Origin of the sequence: Rosenbergiella nectarea, assembly GCF_900111105.1 — a bacterium.
GTDB lineage: Bacteria > Pseudomonadota > Gammaproteobacteria > Enterobacterales > Enterobacteriaceae > Rosenbergiella > Rosenbergiella nectarea.
Genome location: NZ_FOGC01000017.1, coordinates 1 through 13,259, shown reverse-complemented (window position 1 = coordinate 13,259; position 13,259 = coordinate 1). Strand labels below are relative to the sequence as shown.

General features: G+C 46.8%; 10 protein-coding genes, 1 rRNA gene, 1 pseudogene and 1 riboswitch. Of the genes and pseudogenes, 3 read left to right on the top strand and 9 right to left on the bottom strand.

The window, feature by feature from the left end:
• Positions 1–9: 9 nt before the first annotated feature.
• Entirely contained in the window at positions 10–624 is a 615-nt protein-coding gene (lexA, locus tag BMX14_RS15360) for a transcriptional repressor LexA (RefSeq protein ID WP_092678288.1), read from the bottom strand.
• A gap of 88 nt (positions 625–712) precedes the next feature.
• The gene (locus BMX14_RS15355; protein WP_092678286.1) at positions 713–1,093 is read right to left on the bottom strand and encodes a diacylglycerol kinase; all 381 of its coding nucleotides are present in this window, start codon (positions 1,091–1,093) and stop codon (positions 713–715) included.
• Positions 1,094–1,217: 124 nt separating this feature from the next.
• Here BMX14_RS15355 and plsB point away from each other — a divergent pair, with 124 nt between their 5' ends.
• Positions 1,218–3,656, top strand: a complete 2,439-nt coding sequence (gene plsB / locus BMX14_RS15350; RefSeq protein WP_092678284.1) for a glycerol-3-phosphate 1-O-acyltransferase PlsB — start codon at positions 1,218–1,220, stop codon at positions 3,654–3,656.
• Positions 3,657–3,707: 51 nt separating this feature from the next.
• Here the strand turns inward: plsB and ubiA are convergent, their stop codons facing one another.
• From ubiA to pgi, 4 genes are all read right to left on the bottom strand, one after another.
• Positions 3,708–4,589: a 4-hydroxybenzoate octaprenyltransferase gene (gene ubiA / locus BMX14_RS15345; protein WP_092678282.1), complete on the bottom strand. Its 882-nt coding sequence runs from the start codon at positions 4,587–4,589 to the stop codon at positions 3,708–3,710.
• Positions 4,562–5,125 (bottom strand): chorismate lyase, encoded by a 564-nt coding sequence (gene ubiC / locus BMX14_RS15340; RefSeq protein WP_092678280.1) that lies wholly within the window; start codon positions 5,123–5,125, stop codon positions 4,562–4,564. Before ubiC ends, ubiA begins: the two co-directional genes overlap by 28 nt.
• Before the next feature lie 85 nt (positions 5,126–5,210).
• Positions 5,211–5,630, bottom strand: coding sequence for a phosphate-starvation-inducible protein PsiE (psiE, locus tag BMX14_RS15335; protein ID WP_092678278.1), 420 nt, complete (start codon positions 5,628–5,630; stop codon positions 5,211–5,213).
• A gap of 139 nt (positions 5,631–5,769) precedes the next feature.
• Positions 5,770–7,416 (bottom strand): glucose-6-phosphate isomerase, encoded by a 1,647-nt coding sequence (gene pgi / locus BMX14_RS15330; RefSeq protein WP_092678276.1) that lies wholly within the window; start codon positions 7,414–7,416, stop codon positions 5,770–5,772.
• Positions 7,417–7,767: 351 nt separating this feature from the next.
• Positions 7,768–7,960: riboswitch (Lysine riboswitch) on the top strand.
• 77 nt (positions 7,961–8,037) lie between these two features.
• On the opposite strand from pgi, the gene lysC reads away from it, so the two are divergent.
• Complete coding sequence (gene lysC / locus BMX14_RS15325; protein ID WP_092678274.1) at positions 8,038–9,393, top strand: lysine-sensitive aspartokinase 3; 1,356 nt, start codon at positions 8,038–8,040, stop codon at positions 9,391–9,393.
• Between the two features lie 12 nt (positions 9,394–9,405).
• Positions 9,406–10,317 carry a ketopantoate/pantoate/pantothenate transporter PanS gene (panS, locus tag BMX14_RS15320; RefSeq protein ID WP_092678272.1) on the top strand — a complete coding sequence of 304 codons (912 nt, stop codon included), beginning with the start codon at positions 9,406–9,408 and terminating at the stop codon, positions 10,315–10,317.
• 42 nt (positions 10,318–10,359) lie between these two features.
• Here panS and BMX14_RS15315 read toward each other — a convergent pair.
• The 3 genes and pseudogenes from BMX14_RS15315 to rrf form a co-directional block, all read right to left on the bottom strand.
• Positions 10,360–11,980: pseudogene (locus BMX14_RS15315) on the bottom strand (Na/Pi cotransporter family protein).
• 88 nt (positions 11,981–12,068) lie between these two features.
• A complete protein-coding gene (gene metA / locus BMX14_RS15310; protein ID WP_092678270.1) occupies positions 12,069–12,998 on the bottom strand; it encodes a homoserine O-acetyltransferase MetA in 930 nt (309 codons plus the stop codon).
• Between the two features lie 165 nt (positions 12,999–13,163).
• Positions 13,164–13,259, bottom strand: a 5S ribosomal RNA gene (gene rrf / locus BMX14_RS15305); the annotation flags it as partial.

Below are 13,259 nucleotides of genomic sequence, written 5' to 3'. Positions count from 1 at the left end.
AAGTATTACCTATAGCCACTCGCCATTACGAATAATACCGACCGCTAACCCTTCAACCATTAGACTCTGTTGGCGGGTGTCGACGACAATTGGGCTGAACTCACTGTTTTCAGGCAGAAGGTGGACCGTGCTTCCCTCTTTTTTCCAACGTTTTACCGTCACTTCATCGTCGATACGAGCCACGACCACTTGTCCGTTACGCACTTCTTGAGTTTTATGAACGGCGAGCAGGTCGCCGTCCATGATGCCGATATCTTTCATCGACATTCCACTCACGCGCAGTAAAAAGTCCGCATTGGGTTTAAATAATGCGGGATCGACGTGATAGTGACTTTCAATATGTTCTTGCGCAAGGATTGGTTCACCCGCTGCAACACGACCGATTAACGGCAGGCCTTCAACTTCCGGCTCTTCCAATAATAAGCGCAGCCCCCGCGAAGCCCCTGAGACAATTTCAATCACGCCCTTACGAGCGAGCGCTTTTAAGTGTTCTTCAGCCGCGTTAGGCGAACGAAAACCGAGTTGCGAAGCAATTTCTGCTCGGGTCGGAGGCATACCAGTCTGGTTAATATGATCACGAATCAGGTCATAAACCTGCTGTTGCCTTGCTGTTAACGCTTTCATCCGACCCCCTGGTTGTTTATACAGTCTCTGTGAGTATATACAGGTATTTTCTAAATAGAAACCAGCATCACGGATAAATTGGTGCGGTTTAGGGGAAATAATAGTGCCAACTCTCAATGAGTAAGGCTACCCAGACCACTAATGACCAAAGCAGTGCGAGCAGTACCGCCGCTGATCCCATATCTTTGGCGCGGCCGCAGAGCGTATGCCACTCCTCCCCGAAACGATCGACCACGGCTTCGATCGCACTGTTTAGGAGTTCAACAATAATCACTAATACCATTGAGCCGATAAGGACGAGTTTGGCAAGAAGGGATACCGGAAGTAGCAACGCGACAAGCGTGCCAATAATCCCAAGAATAGTTTCTTGCCTGAAAGCTGCCTCGTGCCGCCAGGCGGCTTTATAACCTTTCCATGAATAACCTGCTGCGTTAATAATACGACGCAACCCGGTAACTTGGTTAGTCATTAATCCTTTTCTCCCTAAAGTGCTGTGATGCAGCCCGATATTACATATTTACTGGACAGATCTTCGCAAACGTTTCTGTTATGATAATTATGCTTTGCTCATTTAAGAGGCTATGAATTCAACTATGTCAGGTTGGCGTGATTTACTTTATAAGTTATTAAACTTACCCCTCTCTTTTCTCGTTAAAAGTCGGGTAATCCCTGGAGATCCAGTCACTGAATTGGGTCTCGACTCAACGCGTCCTATTATGTACGTTTTCCCTTACGATTCCAAAACGGATTTGCTCGCATTACGGACGCAATGCTTGAAGCATGATCTGCCCGATCCGTTAATCCCGATAGAGATAGATGGCGTACTATTACCTCGTTACGTTTTTATGCATGATGGACCCCGTGTCTTCCCCTCTTTTACTCCGAATCAAGAGTCAGTGAAAATTTTCCATGACTATCTTGATCTGCATAAAAATAATCCTGCATTAGATGTCCAACTTGTTCCTGTTTCAGTGATGTTTGGCCGTGCACCCGCCCGTGAAATTAACGGTGAACCGGGGCCGTCTTTGCGCGAATTGAACGGATTACAAAAACTGTTTGCGGTGCTGTGGTTGGGTCGTGATAGCTTTGTACGCTTCTCCGCTAAAGTCTCAATGCGTCAGATGGCCGACGAACATGGCACCGATAAGTCGATTGCGCAAAAATTAGCGCGTGTTGCTCATATCCATTTTGCTCGCCAACGGCTAGCCGCGGTAGGCCCAAGTTTACCTGCTCGCCAACAACTGTTTACCAAGCTTCTTCAATCTCCGGCTATTGCGAAAGCGGTCGAGGACGAAGCTCGCACTAAAAAAATCTCTCATGATGAAGCGCAGAAGAACGCGGTCGAGATGATGGAAGAGATTGCGGCTGATTTCAGTTATGAAGCCATTCGGATTACTGACCGCGTGATGAGCTGGTTATGGAGCCGATTATATAAAGGCATTACCGTAAACGGCGGCGAGCGAGTTCGCCAATTGGCACAAGATGGGCATGAGCTGGTCTACGTGCCGTGCCACCGCAGCCATATGGACTACCTACTCCTCTCCTATGTCCTGTACCACCAAGGCCTTGTTCCACCCCATATCGCAGCCGGTATAAACCTGAACTTCTGGCCAGCCGGACCGATCTTCCGTCATTTAGGTGCTTTCTTCATTCGCCGGACCTTTAAGGGGAATAAACTCTATTCTACCGTTTTCCGTGAATATCTCGGTGAGTTATTTAGCCGCGGCTATTCGGTTGAATATTTTGTCGAAGGCGGACGCTCTCGGACAGGTCGCTTGTTAGATCCTAAGACCGGCACGCTGACCATGACCCTACAAGCCATGTTACGCGGAACCAATCGCCCTATCACCTTAGTGCCGATTTATATTGGCTATGAGCATGTGATGGAAGTCGCGACTTACGCCAAAGAATTAAGAGGGGCGGCTAAGGAAAAAGAAGGCTTCTTACAGATGGTCCGTGGGCTAAGAAAGCTGCGTAATCTCGGCGAAGGCTTTGTTAACTTTGGCGAACCTTTGCCGCTCAATGCCTATCTCAACCAGCATGTTCCAAATTGGCGCGATGATATTGACCCTATTGAAGTGCAACGCCCAACGTGGTTAACCCCAGCAGTGAACGATATTGCGGAACGAGTCATGACCCGCATTAATAACGCTGGGGCGGCGAATGCGATGAACCTTTGCGTCACCGCGCTATTAGCGTCTCGTCAGCGCTCCCTAACCCGTGAGCAGTTGCTTGATCAACTTAGCTGCTATAGCGAGCTGTTACGTAATGTTCCTTATTCGTCAGAATCGACGCTGCCTGATATGACCCCACAGCAGCTTCTCGATCATGCTCTTGAAATGAACAAATTTTCAATTGAGCAAGATACCTTAGGCGAAATCATTGTACTGCCTCGTGAGCAAGCAGTCCTAATGACCTATTATCGTAATAATATTCATCACCTTCTGGTCTTACCTTCGTTGCTGTCCAGTATCATACTGCAACATAAGTCGCTGACCTATGCTGAGTTACTGAAGCAAGTTAAACTGATTTATCCAATGCTTAAGCGTGAGCTTTTCTTACATTGGAGTGATGAGCAACTTGAGCCAGAGATTAAGCGTTTACTTGATGAATTATGTCGACAAGCGTTGATTACCGAATCAGAAGGTGTGATTGCGGCGACTTCCTCTCAGAAATATCGTACCTTACAGCTTCTCGCAGCGGGTGTGCGTGAAACGCTACAGCGTTATGCCATAACCTTTACGATCCTCAGCGCGAAGCCTACCATCAATCGTGGTACCCTTGAAAAAGAGAGTCGAACGCTCGCCCAGCGCTTATCCGTTCTACATGGTATAAACGCACCCGAGTTTTTTGATAAGGCGGTATTTACTGGTTTGGTATTAACCCTACGTGATGAAGGCTATATCAGCGACCGAGATGATGCGGATATCGATAAAACCATCGTGATGCGTAACCTCCTACTCGACTTGATGAATCGGGATGTTAGGCAGACGATCGAAAATTCAGATAATCTTCTCCCTGAAAGTAGCTAGAAAGCGATCAAAAAAGGCGACCGATTGGTCGCCTTTTTACCGCTAGCAGTCCTACATCAAATCGATAAACGGCAGGGTATTCAAAATTACCCCGGCAAAAATCACTAGCCCGACATAATTATTATTCAAGAAAGCTTGGAAACAGTCCCCACGCTCGCGATGATAGATAAGTTTCTGCTGCCACACAAAAAGTATCGCGGCGATGACCAAGCCACCGTAATAGAAGCTATTTAGGTGAAGTGACCGGCCAACTAATCCTAGCAACAATAAAGTACTGAACTGCAATAATCCAATGATCGACCGATCATGTCTACCAAAGAGGATGGCCGTCGATTTTACACCAATCTTAAGATCATCATTACGATCGACCATTGCGTATTGCGTATCGTAAGCGACGGTCCAGCAGATATTGGCAAAGAACAGTAACCAGCATACGCTAGGAAGTGTTTCCGTGACGGCTGCCCATGACATCGGTATTGCCCACCCAAAAGCCGCTCCCAAAACAACTTGTGGCAGATGGGTATAGCGCTTCATAAAGGGATAAATTGAGGCCAGGATCACACCACCGACTGAGAGCAAGATCGTCATACGATTCATGGTGAGCACGAGTAGAAATGAGCACAACACTAAAACGATAAATAAACCTTTCGCTTCCTTAGCCGTCACTCGACCGCTGGCTAAAGGGCGATGTTTAGTTCTCTCTACGTGCCCATCAATATTCCGATCAGCATAGTCATTCACCACACAACCCGCCGCCCGCATGAAGATAACACCTAAGGTAAATACAATAAGAACCGAAAGTGGCGGAAAAGACATTCCCGATAGCCACAAGGCCCAAAAGGTTGGCCAAAGTAACAGAAGTGTACCGATAGGCTTATCCAGCCGCATTAATTGCAGGTAAGTTTTTATTTTTGAAGGGGTTGCAGAGTGCACGGTAAAGATCCTTTGGCCAATGGCGGATAAAGTGGTGAGGCGGGTAAAAATATTTCTGTCAGTAATAGCGGTTTACCTGCCAGGCGAAGCAGGGAACGTCTCGCCCATAATCCACTCATAATGCCCGGAGTTAAAAAATCGCGACATAATGACGAAGATTGAAATAAATAATGTCCTAGTGGCCGAGTGCCTAACGCCATCAAAGAGGCTTCTGGGCCTTGTAAACTGCTTTCAGGAATAACTGTTCTTCCGGCAAGCCAAGGTTCTCCGTCTGCCACCAGTTGTACTTCTCGCAACCAAAATCGCGCGTCCTTAGCGTGACCAACGACTAAGCCATGCTCCTCGGTCGTCAGCGAATGTTCAGAAAAAAATCCTTCTTTAACGATACTAACCTCTAGTTTCTGACAATACGCTGCTAATCGTGCCGTCATTGAAGTTTCATCCACCAGCCATGAATAAATATCTGGGGCACATTCGGCTTCATTGAGGGCACGAAATTGATGGGTCAGTAATCGCTGTACCGAGACGTCATGCATGAAACGCTTCCGTATTCTTCTAGGCAATGTCGCTAATCATAACAGAGTATGAGTGTATCTTCTGCAGATGCGCGCGAACTTACCACTACTCTCTTTTTAAGCGTCGACTATTCGCCAACCAAAGTGTCACCACCAACACCAAGATAGCTGCAGAATAGATCAGCGTGTCCATTGGGTTTTTATGGTCAACAATAATTAGACGAACAATCGCGGTAATACCGATGTAGATAAAGTAGCGTAAGGGAAAGTGATAACCCGATAAGAAATACTTGATGATTAGCGCGATAAACTCGAAATAGAGGAAATAGATAACGATCCCTTCAATCAACAAGTAAGCCGATTGCTCCTCGCCACGATGAAACAATACGGTCACTAAGTTAACCGTCTCTTTTCCCAAAAAGACCGCTAAAATTGCAGCTAATACGATCAGACCGATATTCAATATCCACTGTAAAAGGTTAGCAATCGCTCGTGGAATTTTTGGTGTAACAACTTGATCATTCATTATTTTTACTCATTTTTATAATAGGAGAGCTAAAATAATAATGCTTTAATGTGACAGATATCTCAATAACTTCCGTTTTTTCTCAGAAAATAAAAAAAAAGCGGCATAATCGCCGCTTTCTGTATAACGCTGTCTCGGCTTAGCGCCAAGATTTGTATTGGTTGATTAACCCATTTGTAGAGCTATCATGCGATTCGATCTTATCCTCAACTTTTAATTCAGGCAGGATGCGGTTAGCAAGTTGTTTTCCTAGCTCAACCCCCCACTGATCGAAGGTGAAGATATTGAGAATTGCGCCTTGGGTAAAGATTTTGTGCTCATACATCGCAATTAACGCACCGAGGCTATAAGGCGTAATCTCTTTCAGTAAGATGGAGTTGGTTGGACGATTGCCCTCAAACACTTTGAACGGAACGATGTGTGCAACGTCTTGTGCCGATTTTCCTGCATCCGTGAACTCTTTCTCTACCGCTTCTTTCGATTTACCAAAAGCCAGAGCTTCCGTTTGTGCGAAGAAGTTAGAGAGCAATTTATCATGATGATCACTTAATGGATTATGTGTCACGGCAGGGGCGATAAAATCGCACGGGATCATTTTGGTCCCTTGGTGGATCAATTGGTAGAAAGCGTGTTGGCCATTGGTGCCCGGCTCTCCCCAAATAATCGGGCCGGTCTGGTAATCGACAGGGTGTCCATCACGGTCGACGTATTTACCGTTGGATTCCATATTACCTTGCTGGAAATAGGCAGCAAAACGGTGAAGATACTGATCATAAGGAAGAATAGCCTCCGTCTCAGCACCGAAGAAGTTGTTATACCACAGACCAATCAATGCCAAGGTGACCGGTAAGTTTTTCTCCAATGGCGTTTGAACGAAGTAATTATCCATCGCATGAGCCCCCGATAACAGCTGCTCGAAGTTATCAAAGCCAATGGAGAGCGCGATGGATAGACCGATCGCAGACCAGAGTGAATAACGACCCCCTACCCAGTCCCAAAACTCAAACATATTATCGGTATCAATCCCGAACTCACTGACCGCTGAGCTGTTGGTTGATAGCGCGGCAAAGTGTTTGGCTACGTGCTGCTCATCACCGGCTTTCGCCAAGAACCAGTCACGCGCACTGTGAGCGTTCGTCATGGTTTCTTGCGTGGTAAAGGTTTTCGAGGCGACCAGAAAGAGTGTGGTTTCTGGATTAAGGGGTTTCAGCGTCTCGGCAATATGAGTTCCATCGACATTCGACACAAAATGCATTGATAGGTGGTTTTTATAGGGCTTTAACGCTTCAGTGACCATATAAGGACCTAAGTCAGATCCACCGATACCGATGTTGACCACATCAGTAATCGCTTTACCGGTATAACCTTTCCATTCACCACTGATAATACGCGCTGAAAATTGTTTCATTTTTTCCAGTACCGCGTTTACTTCTGGCATGACGTCTTTGCCATCCACCTTAATTGGCGTATTGCTACGATTACGTAGAGCAATGTGAAGAACGGCACGGTCTTCGGTACGGTTAATTTTCTCACCCGCAAACATCGACTTGATCGCGCCAGATAAATCGCACTCTTTAGCCAAGCTTAATAGCTTATCTAAGGTCTCTTGGGTGATACGGTTTTTGGAGTAGTCGACGAGGATTTGATCTTCAAAGGTTGTCGAAAAATGAGTAAAGCGTTGCGGGTCTTGAGCAAATAGTGAGGCAATGTCGGTTTCGTTGATCGTTTGAAAATGCTGTTCTAAGGCTTTCCATGCTGCTGTTTGTGTAGGGTTAATATTTTTCATAACAACACTCTTAGTTAGTTAATAAACTGTCGACTTAAACACAATACACGCGCTGTTAACCAGTATCGCGTCAATGTTTGGGTTGAAATTTAACACTCCGGTGCAATCGTTCCCATCTTGAACGAAAATGAGTGAGATAACCATAGCCTTGCCACTCGGATGCCTCCTGATTCTCACTTACTCTAGAACGTCCGACCCAAGAAGATTTGCTAGGAGGTGCTATTGGGTTGCGAAGAGAATACCGAGTAACCGAGTCATACTAAAACTTTACTAATTAATTTCTGCGATAGGCGATCTAGCGTTGACAGCATCGGTATTAAACGATATTTGTACTTAGCGGCGTTTTATCGTTGCATCAGAAGAGGCGCGTCACCCAGGCAGTATGTCAGAGAATCCGTATTCAATGACGGCATATCAGGGGGAGTGACGCCGAGACGGTAAACATGCGGAGTGTTTATTTGTCGGCTACAGGGGCTGAATCCCTTGAGTTGTCACCAATACATCAATTGATGTGAATGACGTTAGGTGGGGGGCTTCTGAGTAGAGAACAGGTAGACTGTATCTTCACCCCTCACCTAAAAATGTAAGTTTTATTTATTTTTAGAATCGAGGGTGTTAAGCATGTCCCAATCCACATTCATTGTGGCAAAATTCGGTGGCACCAGTGTTGCTGATTTCGATGCAATGTCCCGCAGTGCCGATATTGTACTCAGTCATCCAGACGTTAAGCTTGTTGTTCTCTCGGCATCTGCCAGTATCACCAATATTTTGGTAGAGCTTGCCTCAGGTCAAGAGACCGCTCGCCGGGCTTTTTTACTCGATGAAGTCCGTCGTATTCAGTATGCAATTGTCGATAATCTGCGTAGCGCCGAGGTTGTCCGTGATGAAATCGACCGCATCCTCGAAAGTATCACTACGTTATCGGAAGCTGCCTCGCTTGCGACATCTTTAGCACTTACCGATGAACTCGTCAGCCATGGTGAGCTGATGTCGACACTGTTGTTCACCGAACTTATCCGTGAACGAGAGGTCGCCGTGAAGTGGTTTGATGTCCGTAAAGTCATGCGTACCAGCGACCGTTTCGGGAGCGCAGAACCTGAGCTTAAGACCGTAGGTGAACTGGCGACACACTATCTTGCCCCACTCCTCAACGATAATCTTGTCATTACCCAAGGGTTTATCGGTAGTGAAGAAAAAGGTCGTACCACTACGCTAGGCCGAGGCGGGAGTGACTACACTGCCGCTCTACTCGGTGAGGCCTTACACGCTGGTCGTATCGATATTTGGACGGATGTGACAGGTATTTTCTCTACTGACCCTCGAGTGGTCCCTACCGCGAAACGTATCGCAGAGATCTCGTTCGAAGAAGCCGCTGAAATGGCAACCTTTGGCGCGAAAGTTCTTCACCCCGCTACGCTTCTTCCTGCCGTACGCAACAATATTCCGGTATTCGTTGGCTCGAGCAAAGCCCCCAATGATGGCGGGACTTTCGTCTACCCGGAAACCAATGAGAAACCGCTATTTAGAGCCTTGACGCTGCGCCGACGCCAAACGTTATTGACCCTACATAGTTTAAAGATGCTGCATGCGCGTGGGTTCTTAGCGGAGGTTTTCGCCGTCCTCGCTCGCCACCATATTTCGGTTGATTTGATTACCACTTCAGAAGTCAGTATCGCCTTAACCTTAGATACTACTGATACCAGTGGCCAAGCACGGGGACTGTTAACCCAAGCATTACTCACTGAGTTATCGGCTTTATGTCGTGTGGAAGTTGAGGAAGATTTATCGTTAGTGGCACTGATTGGGAATCAACTCTCGCAATCTCCAGGGGTCGGAAAGGAAGTCTTTGGTGTGTTATCTCCTTTTAACCTACGTTTAATCTGTTATGGTGCGAGTGAACATAATCTCTGTTTCTTGCTGCCGAGTAAGGATGCGGAAGCGGCGGTACAAACCCTGCACCGACATCTCTTTGAATAAGGAAGATAAGTGATGTTAGCCATGGTGACACGGTTATTTCCGTTATGGGCAGTAGCATTATCTGCGGTCGCCTATTGGCGGCCGTCTGGCTTTACCGCAATAGGCCCTTGGGTCAGCGAGCTTTTGATGCTGATTATGTTCGGGATGGGTGTCACGTTAAGTTTCGACGACTTCCGTCGGGTATTGAAGCGACCTGCACCCGTTTTGGCAGGGACTTTCCTGCACTACCTTGTCATGCCTGCGGCCGCGTATGGGTTAGCTAAAGTCATGCATATGCCCGCAGATCTCGCTGCCGGGATGATATTGGTCGGCAGTGTCGCGAGCGGTACTGCGTCAAATGTGATGATTTATTTAGCCAAGGGAGACGTCGCCTTATCGGTGACCATCTCTTCGGTTTCGGCGTTAGTCGGTGTGGTAGCAACCCCATTATTGACGCGGTTGTATGTCGATACCCATATTCACGTTGATGTTGCTGCTATGTTGTGGAGTATCGTCAAGATTGTGCTGATCCCTATCAGCCTTGGATTGGTTGTGCATCATAGCTGTAAAAAACTCGTTGACCGGATTGAGCCCTATTTACCCACGCTTTCAATGGTCGCTATTTTACTGATCATCGCGGCGGTCGTGGCCGGAAGCCAACACTATGTCTCAAGCGTGGGATTAACCGTCATGATCGCCGTAGTACTGCACAATGCGATCGGTCTGATGGCGGGATATTGGGGAGGGAAACTCTTCGGCTTTGATGAGTCGGTCTGTCGTACCCTTGCCCTTGAAGTGGGGATGCAAAATTCTGGACTCGCCGCAACCTTAGGTAAGCTCTATTTCTCACCTTTGGCGGCATTACCTGGCGCGCTTTTCTCGGTCTGGCATAATATTTCCGGATCATTATTATCCGGTTATTGGTCAGGTAAGAAAACTTCCTAGGTCTTTCTTAGGCTCGATAACTTTTGCTGTCGAGCCTTCCTTTTATTCTTCTTCCGCCTCACGCTGATCCAGTACACCATAGGCCACTGAGCAAAATAGGGAATTCAATCTTTTCATCTCTCCTAATAACCCTAAATGTAGAGAACTGGTTGCAAGGCTCTGTTTATTTTGGTGCGATAGTCGCTCAACATGGGTCAATGAGTAACGCTGTGTCAGCCGACGAAAACGATGCTTAGATCGACGTAACCGCCGTGCTGCATCCAGATCACGGGCGATAAAGACAGAGAGACTAAGCTGTAAGTTTTCCAGTAGATTATCGTATAAGGTTTTTAGCTCTTCTAAACCTTCAGTGAAAAAGGGTTTTTGCTTGGCCAGTGATTTCGCTGCGATATCCACCGTCATCGTCTCGAGAATATCCCCTGCTTGTTCCAAGTTAACGGCCGTATTAAAGATTTCCGCCCTACGTTCAGACTCTTGTTCTTGAAGCTCTTCTCTGGGGATTTGCGCGAGATAGAGTTTGATTCCGGTATATAGGGCATCCACTTGGTCGTCATAACGGGTAACCGCCTTCTCTTCGCCTTGCTGTCCTTGGAAAGCGTGCTTAAGGCTTACCATCATCTTTTCAATGATATCTCCCGTACGCAGCGTTTCTCTAGCGGCATTGACCAGCGCAAGGGAAGGCGTATCGAGCGCTGCGCGTTCCAAGTATCCTGTCGAAAATTTTTCAGATTCGTTATCGTTCGCCAGGATCCAGCGCTGACATAATTGTGCCATTTTCTCTGTTAAAGGCAGTAACAGCAAACACCGTACCACGTTATAAAAAACGTGGAATAAGATCACTAAATCGGCGCTCGATACGGTTAGTTTATCGAGTTGGTGTGCAAAAATACCGATAAAAGGCAATACCACTACAGCGCCCATTAGTTTAAAGAGTAAGCTTCCCAATGCGACTTGCTTGCTTTCTACACTCGCCTTGCCGCTATTCAGTAGCGCTTGAATGCCACTACCAATATTTGCGCCAACCACCAAGCACAGAGCCACTTTTAGGGCAATCACATCTGTCGCGGTGAGCGTTGCAGTAATTAGAACCGCAGCCAAGCTGGAAGAGCTGACCATTGCAAAGAATGCACCAACCAGTGCATCCAGTAATATATCCCCGGTCAATGAAGAGAATAATACCTGTACTCCAGCGGCATGGGTGATAGGACGAGAGGCTTCGACAATTAATTGTAGAGCAAGCAGGATTAGGCCGAGGCCGATAAGTGTATGGCCAATCTGACCAACTCGCGTCTGTCTGCGGCTAATAAAAAGCATCACGCCGATAAAGATAAATAATGGTGATAACCAGGAGAGGTCGTAGGTCAGCACCCTAGCCATTAGCGCGGTACCGACATCCGCCCCAAGAATTACCGTGAGCGCTGGCGTGAGAGTCATGAGATTCTGGGCGACAAAGGAAGTGACCAATAACGTCGTCGCATTACTGCTTTGCACCAGAGCGGTAACCCCTATCCCCGCCAAAAAAGCGAAAGACTTTTTTTTCCACGCTGCGGCTTAGCACGCGTCGTAAGTCTGCGCCAAAGACACGCATTATTCCCGACCGTACGATCTGAGTACCCCATACAAGTAGGGCTATTGCGGCCAATAGATTGAGTAATCTAAGCATTTCGTCCCGCTTTATCGTTCCTATTATGCGTAAAAGCGTAGACGAAAATTATGATCAAACACCCTTAAGAACGCCGCGTCTTAGCCGATTAATCTAAAGTGGGATTCATCTCTCGCAAGTCGAATGGCGTGATTTGGTAGACATAATAATTGAGCCAGTTAGCGAAGAGTAAGTGACCATGACTTCGCCATGTCGCTTTAGGCTTATTTGCTGGGTTATCCTCTGGGAAATAATTATCGGGTAAGATTGGGGATAGACACGCTTCGGTATCACGAATAAATTCTGCCGCCAAGGTATGCGCATCATATTCCGGATGTCCCGTCACTAATACTAATCTTTTATCTCGAGAGGCCATAAGATAGGCCCCTGCTTGCTCAGAGCTGGCTAAGATATCTAAATCAGTATGCGTTTCAATCGTCTCGACGGGGAAGGCGGCATAGCGGGAGTGTGGGGCTAGAAAGGTTTCATCAAAACCGCGAGTCAGTAAAGCATGAGGCTCTAAGTTCAGATGCTCATACACCCCAGATATCTTCTCTTCCAATGTTTGTTTAGGAACATCATAAAGAATATTTAACGCCGCCTGTACCGCCCAACATACACAAAGTGTTGATGTTACATGATTTTTCGCCCAACTTAATACCTCACTGATCTGCGGCCAATAGGCGACATCGTCAAAATCGACTAAGCCCAATGGGGCCCCGGTCACGATGAGGCCATCGTAATTCTCATCTTTAATATCGTCGAAGTTACGATAAAAGGTATTGAGGTGCTCTGTAGGCGTGTTACGTGACTCTCTATTATCAATACGTAGCAGCTGGATATCGAGTTGTAATGGAGAGTTGGATAATAGACGTAAAAATTGATTTTCTGTCTCAATTTTTTTCGGCATGAGGTTTAGGATCAGTACCTTCAATGGGCGAATATTTTGGAGATGCGCACGCGTATCGGTCATAACAAACACGTTTTCATTACGCAAAAAATTCACTGCAGGAAGCTCATCAGGCACTTTAATCGGCATAACCTTTAATCCTCAACTCTATTTAGACGTCCAGATAGCCAATATAACGTGAGAGCAATAGCCTGTCGAGCAATGCGAGAGGTAGGTGAAATAATTTCAGCTTAGCTTAGAACAAAAAGAGAAAAGCAAAAAGGCCACCTATAAAGGTGGCCTTTTTTAAAAGGATCCTGGCAGTTCCCTACTCTCGCATGGGGAGACCCCACACTACCATCGGCGCTACGGCGTTTCACTTCTGAGTTCGGCATGGGGTCAGGTGGGACC